General features: G+C 70.7%; 13 protein-coding genes. 6 read left to right on the top strand and 7 right to left on the bottom strand.

The genetic code is table 11. The features are described from left to right. Positions 1 to 15 precede the first annotated feature (15 nt). The 7 genes from STVA_RS27720 to STVA_RS18735 form a co-directional block, all read right to left on the bottom strand. Positions 16 to 1,149: an MFS transporter gene (locus tag STVA_RS27720; protein ID WP_170216621.1), complete on the bottom strand. Its 1,134-nt coding sequence runs from the start codon at positions 1,147 to 1,149 to the stop codon at positions 16 to 18. A gap of 86 nt (positions 1,150 to 1,235) precedes the next feature. Continuing rightward, positions 1,236 to 1,940 (bottom strand): ABC transporter ATP-binding protein, encoded by a 705-nt coding sequence (locus tag STVA_RS18760; RefSeq protein WP_123693251.1) that lies wholly within the window; start codon positions 1,938 to 1,940, stop codon positions 1,236 to 1,238. Then, positions 1,918 to 2,709 carry an ABC transporter ATP-binding protein gene (locus tag STVA_RS18755; RefSeq protein WP_123693253.1) on the bottom strand — a complete coding sequence of 264 codons (792 nt, stop codon included), beginning with the start codon at positions 2,707 to 2,709 and terminating at the stop codon, positions 1,918 to 1,920. The genes STVA_RS18760 and STVA_RS18755 overlap by 23 nt, the downstream gene beginning before the upstream one ends. After that, the gene (locus tag STVA_RS18750) at positions 2,706 to 3,713 is read right to left on the bottom strand and encodes a branched-chain amino acid ABC transporter permease (protein ID WP_123693255.1); all 1,008 of its coding nucleotides are present in this window, start codon (positions 3,711 to 3,713) and stop codon (positions 2,706 to 2,708) included. Before STVA_RS18750 ends, STVA_RS18755 begins: the two co-directional genes overlap by 4 nt. A 4-nt stretch (positions 3,714 to 3,717) precedes the next feature. After that, positions 3,718 to 4,599 carry a branched-chain amino acid ABC transporter permease gene (locus STVA_RS18745; RefSeq protein ID WP_170216622.1) on the bottom strand — a complete coding sequence of 294 codons (882 nt, stop codon included), beginning with the start codon at positions 4,597 to 4,599 and terminating at the stop codon, positions 3,718 to 3,720. Positions 4,600 to 4,604: 5 nt separating this feature from the next. Then, a complete protein-coding gene (locus STVA_RS18740; protein ID WP_123693259.1) occupies positions 4,605 to 5,786 on the bottom strand; it encodes an ABC transporter substrate-binding protein in 1,182 nt (393 codons plus the stop codon). A 45-nt stretch (positions 5,787 to 5,831) separates the two neighbouring features. Then, complete coding sequence (locus tag STVA_RS18735; RefSeq protein WP_245978458.1) at positions 5,832 to 6,941, bottom strand: CaiB/BaiF CoA transferase family protein; 1,110 nt, start codon at positions 6,939 to 6,941, stop codon at positions 5,832 to 5,834. Between the two features lie 153 nt (positions 6,942 to 7,094). Between STVA_RS18735 and STVA_RS18730 the strand changes: the two genes are divergently transcribed. From STVA_RS18730 to STVA_RS18705, 6 genes are read left to right on the top strand one after another with little or no spacing between them, the layout of a single operon-like run. After that, positions 7,095 to 7,877, top strand: a complete 783-nt coding sequence (locus STVA_RS18730; RefSeq protein ID WP_197735673.1) for an enoyl-CoA hydratase/isomerase family protein — start codon at positions 7,095 to 7,097, stop codon at positions 7,875 to 7,877. A gap of 38 nt (positions 7,878 to 7,915) precedes the next feature. Further along, positions 7,916 to 9,949 (top strand): hydantoinase/oxoprolinase family protein, encoded by a 2,034-nt coding sequence (locus STVA_RS18725; RefSeq protein WP_123693263.1) that lies wholly within the window; start codon positions 7,916 to 7,918, stop codon positions 9,947 to 9,949. Beyond that, positions 9,946 to 12,000, top strand: a complete 2,055-nt coding sequence (locus STVA_RS18720) for a hydantoinase B/oxoprolinase family protein (protein WP_123693265.1) — start codon at positions 9,946 to 9,948, stop codon at positions 11,998 to 12,000. The genes STVA_RS18725 and STVA_RS18720 overlap by 4 nt, the downstream gene beginning before the upstream one ends. Positions 12,001 to 12,010: 10 nt before the next feature. Beyond that, positions 12,011 to 12,949 carry an NAD-dependent epimerase/dehydratase family protein gene (locus STVA_RS18715; RefSeq protein WP_123693267.1) on the top strand — a complete coding sequence of 313 codons (939 nt, stop codon included), beginning with the start codon at positions 12,011 to 12,013 and terminating at the stop codon, positions 12,947 to 12,949. Beyond that, a complete protein-coding gene (locus tag STVA_RS18710; protein WP_123693269.1) occupies positions 12,946 to 13,686 on the top strand; it encodes an SDR family NAD(P)-dependent oxidoreductase in 741 nt (246 codons plus the stop codon). The genes STVA_RS18715 and STVA_RS18710 overlap by 4 nt, the downstream gene beginning before the upstream one ends. Beyond that, entirely contained in the window at positions 13,673 to 14,446 is a 774-nt protein-coding gene (locus tag STVA_RS18705; RefSeq protein ID WP_170216623.1) for a GntR family transcriptional regulator, read from the top strand. The genes STVA_RS18710 and STVA_RS18705 overlap by 14 nt, the downstream gene beginning before the upstream one ends. The last annotated feature ends 4 nt before the right edge of the window (positions 14,447 to 14,450 follow it).

The following is a 14,450-nucleotide window of genomic DNA, read 5'->3' as shown; positions in this document are numbered from 1 at the left end:
CGGCCCAACGGGTGGTCATGGCGCGCGCAGCACGACGCGCGCCATCCACAGCGTGACGGCCGCCAGGATGGCGGCCATGCCGGCATAGTAGGGCGGCAGGCTCACCAGCCCCAGGGTGAAGCCGGCGATCACCGGGCCGACCGCGGCCCCCATGTCGCGCCAAGTGGCGTTGCGCGATACCGCGATCAGCACCTCGCCACGCGCCGTCTGGGCGGCGACGATGGGGGCGGTGGTGTCGACCATGGCGCGGGTGACGACGACCGCGATGACGCCGGCATAGGCCCATCCCAGCGTGACGGCCAGCAGGCCGGCGATCACCGTTGCCGACGAGAACAGCAACAGCCGGTTCGCCCCCCAGCGGTCGCACAGCACCCCGCTGACGGGGGCGACGGCCACCACCACGAGGTAGCGCAGGGCCCAGGACAGGCCGGCCGCGATCATCGCCTCGCGCGGGCCGGCATCCTCGCCCAGGACCAGGGCCATGGTCATGACGAAGCCTCCGTCGATGACCGCGCCAAAGGCGAAGATGTAGACGTCCACCGGGGCCGGCCGGGTCCACACCCGTTCCTCCGACCGCTTGCCGGGCTCGGCCCGCGGCAGCATCAGGGCCAGCGCCAGGCAGGGCAGGGACAGCATGCCGATCGCCAGGAAGGCCTCCCGCGGGCCGATCGCGACGGCCGCCCACGCACCCGCCGCGCAGGCGAAGGCAAGGCCGGTCTGGCGCAGCCCGCGGCTGGCCCCCATGCGCGTGCCCGACCGGCCGTCGCGCCCGTCGCCCCAGGCATAGGTCAGCGTCGTCAGGTTGAGGGCGGCGAAGGACAGCCCCCACATGATGCGCGCCACCAGTTGCAGCCACGGGCTGTCCACCAGCCCGTACATGAAGGTGGAGATGATGGAGGCCACGGCGGCCGCGATCGACAGGTTGCGGGGGCCGACCCGGATGCCGAGTCGCGCGATCTCGCCATAAAGCAGAACGCGGGCAAACCGGTTGGCCGACAAGAGGATGCCGACCCAGGTCAGCGACAGCCCGAAGGCTGCGGCCTCGATCGGCAGCACGACATAGATCAGCGCATCGCCCATCCCGGCGAAGGCCAGGACGCCCGCCGAAAGCAGCGTCGTCCGCCACGCCGAAGCGCCACCTGCCGCCATCGCCTGCCCACCCCTTCGTCGCCGGGCGGCGACCTTAGTGGGTGGGCAGCGGGGTTGTCATGGAAATGTCATATGGCGGTCGAAGGTCACCGCCCCAGATACGACCGCAGCACCGCCGGGTTGTCGATCAGGCCGGCGGCGGGGCCGGAGAAGGCTATCTCGCCGCCCTGCAGGATGTGGGCATGCTCTGCCACCGCGGCGGCGACGCCGATGTTCTGTTCCACCAGCAGGATGGTGAGGCCGCGGCGGTTCAGCGCCAGGATGGTGTCGACCATGTCGCCGACGATCGATGGCGCCAGACCGGCCGAGGGCTCGTCCATCAGGAGGCATCGGGGACGGGCCATCAGGGCGCGGCCGATCGCCACCATCTGCTGCTCGCCGCCGCTGAGGCTGCCGGCATGGCGGCGCTTGTGGACCTTCAGCTTGGGGAACATGGCGTAGACATCGTCCAGGTCGGACCGGATGCCGGGCCAGTCGCGCCGCGTGGCGGCACCCAGCTCCAGGTTGTCGTGGACCGACATGGTGGGCCACACCTCGCGCCCCTGCGGCACCTGGGCGATGCCGCGGCGGACGATGCCGTCCGGCGCCAGGCCCGCGCACTCCTTGCCCTCGAAGGTGATGGAGCCGGCGACCGGGCGCACCAGCCCGGTCAGCGTGTTGAGCATGGTCGTCTTGCCCGAGCCGTTGCCGCCCAGCAGCGCCACGATCGAGCCCGTCGGCACCTGGAACGAAACGTCCCGCAGCACCTCGGTGATGCCGTAGGCGACCTTAAGATGCCGAATGTCGAGCACGGAGTTCCTTCCCGAGATAGGCTTCGATCACGTCGGGGTCGTTGCGCACCTGGTCGGGCGGGCCGTCGGCGATGCGCCGCCCCGAGCTCAGCACCGTCACCTGGTCGCACACGTCCATCACCAGCCGGATGACATGCTCGATCAGGATGAGGGTGACGCCCTTCTCGTCGCGGATGCGGCGCAGCAGGGTGTCGAACTCCGCCAAGCGGTTGATGCTGAGGCCGACGGCGGGCTCGTCCAGCAGCACCACCTTGGGGTCGCCGATGAGCGTGCGGGCGATCTCGATGACGCGCTGCTGCCCGAAGGAAAGCGCCGTGCCCGGCCGCTCGGCGAAGTCGGCCATGCCGATGAACTCCAGCGCCTTGCGCGCGGCTTCCTCGGCCCGCTCCTCCTCCTCGCGATAGCTGGCGAGGTTGAAGGCCGCCCCCAGCATGCCGGCCGTGGTGCGGCGGTGCAGGCCGGTCATCAGGTTTTCCAGGACCGTCATGCCGCGGAAGAGCTGCGAGGTCTGGAAGGTGCGGCCGAGGCCCAGGCCGGCGATGCGGCTGGGCTTCAGGCCGACGATCGAGGTGCCGTCCAGCAGCACGTCACCCTGGTGCGGCGCGTGGATGCCGCAGATGACGTTCAGCAGCGTCGTCTTGCCGGCGCCGTTGGGGCCGATCAGGCCGCGGATCTCGCCGGGCATCACGTCGATGGAGATGCCATCCAGCACCTTCACCCCGCCGAAGCCAACGGAGACATCGCGGATGGAAAGGAGTGCCGTGCTCATGGCCGCACCACCTTGGTCGCGGGCGTGGTACTGACCGTGGGCGCGTCGCCGCGGCCGCGGCGGTGCAACGGCTCCTCCCAGCCGGGGACCCGGGTCTTCAGGAAGGCGATCAGCCCGCCCGGCATGAAGAGGATGAAGATGACGAGGATTGCGCCGAAAGCGATTTCCTGGATGCCCTTCACCTCGCGCAGCGCCTCCAGCAGGCCGACGATGGCGCCGGCGCCGAGGACGGACCCCGCGATCGAGCCCAGGCCGCCCACCACGATCATCGCCTTGTGCAGGACCATCTGGAACAGGTCGTAGCCTTCGGGCGAGACGAAGTTCAGCATCGCCGAATAGATGCCGCCGGCGATCCCGGCATAAAAGCCGCTGATGCCGAAGGCGAGCGCCTTGTAGCGCAGGAGGTCGATGCCGAGCGACTGGGCCGCCACCTCGCCGTCGCGCACCGCCACGAAGGCCCGGCCGAGGCGCGAGCGCACCAGGTTCTGCGCCAGCAGGAAGAGGGCGACCGCCAGGATCAGGCTCAGATAGTAGAGCCCGATCGGCTTGGAGACGGGCAGGGGGGCAAACGACACGGTCGGTGTCTTGAAGCCGCCCGCGCCGAAGGTGACGGATTCCCAGTGCAGGAAGACCCACTGCGTGAACTGGGCGAAGGCCAGGCTGGACAGCGCCAGGTAGAGCCCGCTGAGGCGGAGCGCCGGCAGCGAGATGGCGAGCCCGACCGAGGTCGCGATCACCGCCCCCGTGGGGAAGGCCAGCCAGAAGGGCCAGCCGAAATGCACCTGCAGCAGGCCGGTGCCATAGGCGCCGATGCCGAACATGGCTGCATTGGCGAAGGCGAGCTGGCCGGCATAGCCGACCAGGATGTTCAGCCCGATCGACAGCAGGACATAGACCAGGATCAGGTTGGCGACGAACAGGTGGTAGGTGTTGACGAATTGCGGGGCCAGCACTGCTGCGACGAGCAGCACCAGCAGGACGTTGCGACGACCGAACAATGCCATTGGATCAGACCCGCCGCAGTCGGCCGGCGCCGAGCAGCCCGGTCGGGCGCACCACCAGCACCAGCATGATGACGACGAAGGCCGAGACCTCGATGAAGCTGGAATGGATGTAGCCACCCGCCAGCGCCTCGATGACCCCGATGATCAGCCCGCCCAGGACGGCACCCGGCAGGCTGGTCAGCCCGCCCAGCACGGCTGCGGCGAAGCCCTTGATGAAGAACGAGAAGCCCATGTCGGGATAGAGCAGCGTCAGGGGCGCCATGAGGACGGCGGCAGCCGCCGCGATGGCGGCCCCGGTGCCGAAGGAGAGGGTGTAGATGCGCGCCGTGCGGATGCCGACCAGGGTGGCGGCCTTGGAGTTGTCGGCCGTCGCCTGCATCATCTTGCCAGCCCGCGTCAGGCGGAAGAAGGCGGCGAATGCCAGCATCACGACGATGGCGCCGGCCAGGACGGCCAACTGCTGCGGGATCACCATGATCTCGCCGATCATCACCGGCTCGGGCGAGGTGATCGGCGGGAAGGAGAGGTAGTCGCCTTTGCCGCCCCAGATTACGCGGGCCAGCCCGCGCAGCACGAAGGCGATGCCGACCGTGGCCAGCACGAGGCTGATCACGTCCGCCTTGATCAGCGGGCGAAAGGCGATGCGGTCGGTCAAGGCGCCCAGCAGGAAGCCGGCGGCGACCGCCAGCGGCAGGGCCACCGGGTACATCACCCCCATCTGCACATGCAGGGTCCAGGCGACGAAGCCCGAGAACATGAACAGCTCGCCATGGGCGAAGTTGATCACGCCGGTCGCCTTGTTCACGACCACGATGCCGAGTGCGACAAGGGCGTAGAGCGCCCCTGTCGTCACCCCGCTCAACAGCAGGTAGCTGAGCAGCAGCAAGGCCGCTACTCGACCTTGGTCGCGCCCAGGACACGCACCGGACCGCCCGGGTCCTTGGCGATCCAGGCCGGCGTCTTGTGGCAGCGATGGTCGGTCTCGGAGCATGTGATCGGGCCGGGATAGACGTCGATCTTGAAGTCCTTCAGGCCGTTCAGGGCGGCAACCAGCTTCTCGCGGGTGAGCTCGGGCCCGGCGCGACGCAGGGCCTCTGCCATCACCTGGGCGCTGCCGATGCCGAACAGGTTGTAGACCGACAGGCGATCGCCCGGGAACTTCGCTTCGATCGCCTTGCGGTACTTCTCGGCGGCCGGGTCCTGCGGCGTCATGCTGACCATCGAGATGGTGCGGAAGTTGGCGGTCGCCCCCGGCGAGGCGACCTGGTCTTCGAAGGCGGCCGGGTCGGCGATGCCGGTCTGGCCGATGGCCAGCGGCTTGAAGGCCAGCTTCTGCGAATCCCGGACGAAGACGGCGGCGGGCTTGGGATAGAGCACCATCAGCACGGCGTCGGCGTTGGCCATCTTCAGGCGCAGCACCTGGGCCGTGGCGTCGTTGGCGTCGGGCGACAGCTCTTCGTCGGCGACCGGCTTGATGCCCTTCTTGGCGAAGGCCTCGATCATCGGGTTGTAGCGGGCGCGGCCCCAGCTATCGCGCATCGAAATGATGGCGATGCGCTTGGCGCCCTGGTCGATGGCGAACTGCAGCTGCGCCTGGCTCTCGATCGACGAGGTGGTGGCGGCGCTGAAGATGGTGGGCGGGGTCGGCGTGGTGATGCCGTCATGCACGGACGCCATGACGACCAGTGGGATCTTCGCCTCGTCGATCGTCTCGCGCGCGGCGAAGGTGGCGTTGCTGCAGCCGCCGCCGATCATCGCGAAGACCGCGTCCTGGTGGATCAGCTTCTTGACCGCGCCGATGGCGGCGGCCGGGTCGCAGCGATCATCCTCGCGCACGAGCTGGAGCTTGCGGCCATGGATGCCGCCCTTGGCATTGATCTCGTCGAACACGACGTCGATGCCGTTCATCGGCAGCTTGCCGTAGAGATAGCCCGGCCCGGTCAGCGCGCCGAACGTGCCGATCTTGATCGTATCGGCGGTGACGCCCGGGACCTGGGCATGCGCGCCCTGCAAGGCGAGCGCGGCCATGAACAGGCCAGCCGCGCCGATCTTCAAACTCCGTTGCACAACCATCGCCAACTCCCTGCTTCGTCGGTGAGCCTCTAGCAAGAGCCGTTCCTAGGCCCGGCGGTTCTTCGCCGCCGATGCCGGACCGGCCCCATCCACGGTGCCGAGCACCTCGGCCGTGTGTTCTCCCAGGCGCGGCGGCGGCCGGCGTACCGAACCCGGCGTCTCGGACATCTTCACCGGCACGCCCAGCGTGCGGAAGGTGCCTGTGTGCGGGTGTTCGGTCTCGGCCACCATGCCGCGCGCAATGATGTGCGGGTCGGCCAGCACCTCGTCGCAATGCAGGATCGGGCCGCCGGGGATGGCAGCCGCGTCCATTGCGTCCAGCCAGTGCTGCGACGGCTGCAGCAGCAGCCGCTGCTGGAGCAACGCCACCAGCACGTCGTTGTTGGCCACCCGATCGGCATTGGTCACGAAGCGCGGGTCGGCGACCAGTTCCGGCACTTCCAGGATGTCGCACAGGCGCTCCCAGAAATTCTGCTGGCCGGCACCCACCGTGATCCAGCCGTCGGCCGTCTGGAACGCCTGGTAGGGCGAGCTGCCGCGATGGGCCTGGCCCAGGCGCGCCGGCCGCTGGCCGGTGGCGAAGACATGGGCCGCCTCGTAGACGAGGAAGGACAGCGCGGATTCCAGCAGCGAGGTCTCGACCATCTGCCCGCGGCCGGTGCGGTGGCGGGCCTCGACGGCGGCCAATAGGCCGATTGCCAGGTGCATGCCGGCCGCCACGTCCGAAATGGCGATGGGCAGCCGGTGCGGCGGGCCGTCGGCCGCACCGTTGATGCTCATCAACCCGGACATGCCCTGGCTCACCAGGTCGAAGCCGCCGCGCTCGGCATAGGGGCCCGTCTGCCCGAAGCCCGAGATGGAGCCCTGGATCAGGCGCGGGTTGCGCGCATGCAGCACGTCCCAGCCCAGGCCCAGCCGGTCCATGGCGCCGGGCCGGTTGTTCTCGATCAGGATGTCGGCGCCGTCGACCAGCTTCAAGAGTGCGGCCTTGCCCTCGGGCGACTTCAGGTCGATGGCGACGGACCGCTTGTTGCGGTTCCAGATCATGAAGGGCGCGCCCTCGCCATTCACGAAGGGCGGCATGCGCCGCGCGTCGTCGCCGGTTCCGGGCCGCTCGACCTTGATCACGTCCGCGCCGTGGTCGGCCAGGAGCATGGCGCAATACGGGCCGGAAAGGTGGCTAGTGAGGTCGAGAACCGTCAGACCATGGAGCGCGCCGGGCAACCCATCCTCCCCTCGTCACGAAAGCTCTTGTATACAGTACACGAGATCGCCATCCTTGCAACACACGAGCCGAAGGGGATTTTCGTGGCCGAGGACATCATCGTCGCCGAGGAGGACGGGGTCGCCGTCGTGACCTTGAACCGGCCGGCCAAGCGCAACGCCGTGTCGCTGGCGATGTGGGGCCGGCTGCGGGACACGTTCGAGCGCCTGGGAACCGACGCCAATGTGCGGGCGGTCATCCTGACGGGTGCCGGCGGCAATTTCTGCGCCGGCGCCGACATCTCCGAATTCGCCACCGTGCGGGCCGATGCCGCCATGGGCGAGGTCTACGAGGCAACCGCCGACGCGGCCACGCGGGCCGTGCGCGACTGCCCGCGGCCCACCATCGCGGCCGTCTCGGGCTATGCCATGGGCGGCGGCTGCGGCTTGGCGCTCGCCTGCGATTTCCGGCTGGCGGACATGACGGCGAAGATGGGCATTCCGGCCGCGCGCCTGGGCATCGTCTACGGGCCGCTCGACTGCGGGCTGCTGCTGCGCCAGGTGGGCCTGGCCAACGCCAAGCGCGTGCTCTATGCGGGCCGCGCCTTCGAACTGGCCGACTGCCGGGAGATGGGGCTGGTCGACATGGTGGCCGAGACGGGTACGGCGCTCGAGGGCGCGCGCGCCTATGCCGGCCAGATCGCCGCCAACGCACCCCTGTCGATCGCCGGGGCCAAGCTGGTGCTGGAGGCGCTGGCCGACGGCACGGCGGCTGCCCGCGCCCACGAGATCGACGGCGTCCTGGCCCACGCCATGGACAGCCAGGACTATCGCGAGGGCGCACGCGCCTTCGTCGAGAAGCGGGCACCCCGCTTCACCGGAAACTGAACGAAATCAGCGAACGCGCGTCGAGGAGCGATTTGGGCATGGATTGGCTGGGCGTCGATGTCGGCGGGACCTTCACCGACCTGGTGCTGTTCGAGCGGGCAACCGGTCGGCTGCGGGTCCTCAAGACCCCTTCCACCCCGCAGGACCAGTCTGAGGGCATCCTGGCCGGGGTCGCCCGGCTGAATCTGGGGCAGGATGGGCTGGGGCGCATCGTCCATGGCACGACGGTCGCCACCAACACCGCGCTGGAGGGCGACGGCGCCCGCCTGGCGGTCGTCACCACCGCCGGCCATCGCGACGTGCTGGTGGTCGGCCGCGGCAACCGCATGGCGATGTACAACATCAAGGCGCCGCCGAACCGGCCGCTGGTGCCGCGCTCGCGCTGCCACGAGGTGGGCGAGCGGCTGGCCGTCGACGGCTCGGTCGCGGTCCCGCTCGACGAGGCCAGCGTGGCCGCGGTCGGCCGCCTGCTGGCCGAGGACGGGATCGAGGCGGTCGCCGTCTGCTTCCTGCATTCCTATGCCAACCCCGACCATGAGCGCCGGGCGACCGCCATCCTGGCCGGGATGCTGCCAGGGGCGGTGGTGACCGGCTCGGCCGAGGTGCTGCCGGAGTATCGCGAGTACGAGCGCTTCTCGACCACCGCACTCAACGCCTATGTGGCGCCGCGCATGCGCCGCTACCTGGGCGAGCTGCGCCACCGGCTGGAGGGGGCAGGTATCCGGGCACCCCTGTCGATCATGACGTCGAACGGCGGCACCCTGCCGGCCGCCCGGGTCGAGGCCATGCCGGTCCTGTCGATGCTGTCTGGGCCGGCCGCCGGTGTCATTGCGGCCGGCTATGTCGGCCGCGAAGCGGGCTTTCCCGACGTCATCACCTGCGACATGGGCGGCACCTCGACCGACGTCTGCCTGGTGCGCGGCGGCGAGTTCGGCATGACGACCGAGGGCCGGGTCGGCGCCTTCCCGGTCAAGATCCGCCAGATCGACATCAACACCATCGCCGCCGGCGGCGGCAGCATCGCGGCCGTCGCCAGCGGTGGCTTCCTCTCGGTCGGGCCGCGCTCGGCCAAGGCGTTCCCGGGGCCGGCCTGCTTCGGTCGCGGCGGGCTGGAGCCGACCGTGACCGACGCCAACCTGGCGCTGGGCCGGCTCGGCACCGACCGTCTGCTGGGCGGCGAAATCCGCCTGGACCGCGATGCCGCGACCGCGGCCGTGGCGCGCCTGGGCACCGAGGTCGGCCTGGCGGCCGCAGCCATGGCCGAGGGCATCCTGCGCATCGCCGTCGTCTCCATGGCGGGCGCCATCAAGGAAGTGTCGGTGATGCGCGGCATCGACCCGCGCGACTTCGCGCTGCTGCCCTATGGCGGGGCGGGCCCGCTGCAGGCGGCCGCCATCGCCGACGAGCTCGGCATGCGCACGGTGGTGGTGCCGCCGATGCCGGGCAACTTCTCGGCCTTCGGCCTGCTGGTGGCCGATGTCCGCCGCGACCTGGTGCGGACCCGCGTCCGGGCGATCGACGACCTGACGGCGGCCGACCTGCGCGCCATGCTGGCCGAGCTGCTGGCCGACGGCGAGGCCGAGCTGGAGGGGGCGGGGTTCCCGGCCGACCGCCGCCGCTTCGCCGCCAGCCTCGACATGCGCTACGCTGGCCAGTCGTTCGAGCTTTCGGTGCCGTGTGCCACCGACGTCACCGACATGGCCGGCATCGTGACGGCGTTCGAGGCGGTCTATGCCGCGCGCTACGGCGGCACGACGACGGCGCCGATCGAGATCGTCAGCTATCGCATCGCCGCCTGGGGCCTGTCCGACAAGCCGACCCTGCCGCCGATCGAGGATGCCGGCCGCACCCTGGCGGCGGCCGATCTCGGCACGCGGCCGGTGGTGTTCGACGGCGTCGAGCAGCCGACCCCGATCCTCGACCGCGACCGGCTACCGGTCGCCCACCCGATCGCCGGCCCCGCCATCGTCGAAGAGGACGGCTCCTCGACCGTCGTCCCGCCCGGCTGGTCGGTCGAACTGGACCGCATCGGCTGCCTTGTGCTGCGCCGCGGCGAAGGAGACACGCCATGAAGATCGACCCGATCACGCTCGAGGTCCTGACCCAGGGCCTGATCTCCATCGTCCGCGAGATGCGGGCGACCGTCTGCCGCACGGCCAGCTCCGTGGCGATCTACGACGCCAAGGATTTCTCCTGCGGCCTGTTCGCGCCCGACAGCCAGGTCGTGGCGCAGTCCGAGGACATCGGCTCGCACGTCGTGCCGCTGCCTTGGTCGGTACGCTCGGCCATGGAAAAGCTCGGCCATGACCTGAAGCCGGGCGACGTCATCCTCTCGAACGACCCCTATACCGGGGGCACGCACCTGAACGACGTCACCGTCATCTATCCGGTGTTCCAGGACGGGCGGCTGATCTTCTTCCCGGCCGTGCGCGCCCACTGGGCCGATGTCGGCGGCATGGTGCCGGGCAGCATGTCGGGCAAGGCGACCGAGATCTACCAGGAGGGTGTGCGCATCCCGCCCATCAAGATCCTGGAGGGCGGGCGCTTCAACGATGCGGCACTGGACCTGCTGCTGTCGAACATGCGGGTGCCGGACGAGCGGCTGGGCGATCTCCAGGCCAGCCTTGCCTCCTGCCGGGTGGCCGAGAAGCGCATCCACGAGCTGTGTGCGCGCTACGGCGTCGACCTGCTGCTGGAGGCCGTCCGCCTCGACCTCGACCGGTCGGAGGCGCGCATGCGCGCCTGCATCGCGGGGTTGCCGGACGGCACCTACCGCTTCGAGGACTATCTCGAGACCTACATGGGCGGCCAGTTCGAGCCGCTGCTGCTGCCGCTGGCGCTGACCGTGGCCGGCGACCGGATGGTGGCCGACTTCACCGGTGCCTCCCCGCAGGTGCCGTTCCCGGTCAATTCGACGGCCGCCGTCACCGCCGCCTCGGTCTTCATCGCGGTGAAGTCCATCTTCGACCCGGCCGCGCCCCTGAACCAGGGCTCGTTCCGGCCGATCGAGGTAAACGCGCCACCCGGGTCGATCGTCAACGTCCAGCGCCCGGCGCCGGCGGGGTCCCATGGCGAGATCCGCAAGCGGGTGATCGCCACCATGGTCGGCGCCCTGTCCCAGGTGGTGCCCGACCGGGTGGCGGGCGACCTGTGCCGCACGTCCTTCCACAACCTGATCGGCGGCTATGACGGCCGCACGAAGCGGGAGTGGGTGCACTACGAATGGTCGGCCGGCGGTAATGGCGGTTTCCGCGAGAGCGACGGACCGAGCGCCATGGCGACCATCGACTGGGGCGACCTCGTCACCGTGCAGTCGTCCGAGGTGATCGAGACGCGCATGCCGCTGGTGGTCGAGACATCGCGCCTGGCGACCGATTCCGGCGGCGCCGGCACCACGCGCGGCGGGCTGTCGATGCAGCGGTCGATGCGCGTGCTGGCACCCGATTCGCGCTATTCGCTGCTGTCGGACGGCGCGGTCGTGCCGGCCTTCGGCGTGCTGGGCGGCCTGTCGGGCGTGCCGGTCGGCTCGTGGATCGAGAACAAGGGCGTGATCGAGGGCTTCGACACGCCGGGCAAGATCGCCGGCCATCCGGTCGGCGACGGCAGCATCGTCGTCGTCCGCTCCGCCGGTGGCGGCGGCTATGGCGACCCGCTGCTGCGCGAGCCGGCGAAGGTGGCCGAGGACGTGCGCGAGGGCTACGTCTCGCGCGGCGCCGCCCGCGACCTCTATGGCGTGGCGCTCGATGCCAAGGGCGTGGCCGATGCGGTGGCGACCGAGGCGCTGCGCAAGCGCCAGCGCGCGGCGCGCTTTGCGCTGACCGCGGTCACGGTCGAGAACGCCTACGAGGCGGGCGCGGTCAGCCGGCGGCGCGTGTGCCGCCTCAACCCGCGCGACGCCGCGGCGGCCGGCCTGGTCGAGGACGACGTGGTCGAGGTGGATGCGCGCCAGGCGGCCCCCTTGCGGGCCTGGCTGCGCACCGACGCCAGCGTTGTCGCCGGCACGGTACCGATCGACGAATTGGGCCTGGCCATCCTGAAGGTCGCCGACGGCGCCCGGCTGGAGGTGCGGCGGGTGGCGACCATCGTGCCGCCGCAGGCGCTCTTCGCCGCCGCTGCGGAATGAGTGCTGCCGTATGACCGACGGGCCGATCCTCGTCACCGGCATCGGCGGCCTGATCGGGGCCGCCGTGCTGCGCCGGTTCGTGGCCGACGGCCTGCCGGTGGTGGCGATGGATCGCGCGCCGCCGCCGGGGCTTGACCTCGACCGGATGGGCGTGCCGTTCCTGCCCCACGACCTGCCCGACCCGCAGCGCTGGCACGAGGCGATCGTGCGCTTCGGCGTCCGCCGGGTCGTCCATGCCGGCAGCATTTCCGGCCCGATGCTGCTCGGCGACAATCCGGCGCGCATCTGCGACATCAACCTGGGCGGGCTGATGGGGCTGCTGGATGCCGCGCGCACCCATCGGCTTGGCCGGATCGTCTGGTTCTCCTCGATCATGGCCTATGGCGAGCGCGGCGACCTGGTGCCGGTCAGCGAGGACACGCCCTTGCGACCGCACACGGTCTATGGCGCGACCAAGGCGGCGGGCGAGGCGCTGGTCCATGCGTATCATGCCGAGCAGGGGGTGGATGCCGTGGCGCTGCGCGTCGCGTCCTGCTACGGGCCCGGCCGCACCACCGCCTGCCTGATCCGCACGCTGGTGGAGGACGGGCTGGCCGGTCGCCCGACCCCGGTCCATCCGGCGCCCGGGCGCAGCCGCCAGCACATTTTCGTCGGCGACGTGGTGACGGCGATCCGGGCTGCCCTGGATACCCCCAGCCTGCCGAGGCGCGCCTACAACATCGGCCCCGGGCGCACGCAGACGATCGAGGAGATCGTGGCCGAGGTCGGCCAGGCCGTGCCGGGCGTGCGCCTGGCGCTCGATCCGCAGGGACTGGCCTGGAACACCTTCGGGCTGGGCGCGCTGTCGATCGATGCCGCCAGCCGCGATCTCGGCTTCGCGCCGTCGACCAGCATCGCCGCCGGAGCGGTCGCCACGCGGGACTGGGTGCAGCAGCGGGGCGCCGCGTGACCCTGGCGGCCGATCTCGACTTCGCCGGCCGGCGGGTGCTGGTCACGGGGGCTGCCAATGGCCTGGGTGCTGCGATGGCGGCGGCGTTCCATGCGGCCGGCGCCACGCTGGTCCTGGCCGACATCGAGGAAGGGCCCCTGGCCGCGGTGGCTGCGCGCCATGGCGCCGAGGCCCATGTCTATGATCAGGCCGACGCGGCCTCCGTCGCGCGCCTGGTCGAGGCGGCCGGCCCGGTCGACGTGCTCATCAGCAATGCCGGCGTGCTGGTGGCCAAGCCGCTGCTCGAAACCAGCCTCGAGGAGGTGCGCCGCGTCATCGACATCGACCTAGTGGGCGCGATCCGCCTGATCCAGCTCGTGGGCGCCGGCATGGTCGCGCGTGGGCGCGGCGTCATCCTGTCGATCGGTTCCCAGACCGCTTTTTCCGGCGGCGAGAACCGCGCGGTCTATGCCGCGGCCAAGGCCGCCATCTCGCAGATCACGCGCGGGGCGGCGGTCGAATGGGCGCCCCATGGCGTGCGCGTCCTCTGCCTGGCACCGGGGCGCTCTCTCACTCGCATGTCGCGGGCGACGGTGCAGGCCGGCAGTTCCGGCGATCGCGGGCTGGCGCGGGTGCCGGCCGGGCGCTGGGGCACGGCCGAGGAGATGGCCAAGCTGGCCCTGTTCCTGACCTCGGACGCGGCCGCCTACATCGTCGGCGAGACGGTGATCGCCGATGGCGGCTATGTCCTCGGATAGCGTCGCCGTTCCCGGCACGCCGGCCTGGGGTGTGGGCCCAGGACTGCTGCGCGGCGGCGATTTCGCCCTGCCATCGGTGATCGCGACCGAGATCGCGCGCGTGCTGTCCGACCGCATCGTCTTCCTAGAACTGGCCCCCGGCACCCGCATCCTGGAGGAAGAGGTCGGCGCCAGCTTCGGCGTCAGCCGCTCGCCCATCCGCGAGGCCTTCCGCATGCTGGAGGGCGACGGGCTGGTGATCCGGGCCGCCCGGCGCGGCGTCAGCATAACGCCGATGAGCCGGCGCGACCTGGACGAGGTCTATGCCTGCCGCGTCGGGCTCGAAGGCCTGGCGGCAGCCGAGGCCGCGCGGCGCATCGACGACGAGGGCCGGGCGCTGGTGGAGCGGCTGCTGGCCGGCTTGCAGGCGGCCTTCACGGCTGACGACGTGCCGACCTTCTTCCAGCACAATGTCGCCTTCACCCGCGCGATCCATGCCCTGTCGCAGAACCAGACGCTGATCCGTATCGTGGCCGGTATCGAGAAGCAGGCATTGCGCTACCGCTACCTGGCCCACCTCCAGTCGCGCGAGATGCTGGCGATGACCCTGGAAGGCCATGGCGGCGTGGCCGAGGCGGTGCTGGCCGGCAAGGCCGACCTGGCACGCCGGCGGGCGAGCCAACTGATGCGGCGGTCCCATGGGGTGATCGCGCGGGCGCTGGCGGAGTCCGCCTACGGCCTGCCGGGCGACACCGGGACGGCCGAACTCGAGGACAGTTGACGGG

It is taken from the genome of Stella humosa (genome assembly GCF_006738645.1).
Classification (GTDB): Bacteria; Pseudomonadota; Alphaproteobacteria; order ATCC43930; family Allostellaceae; genus Allostella; species Allostella humosa.
This window is presented reverse-complemented; position numbering and strand designations above follow the sequence as displayed.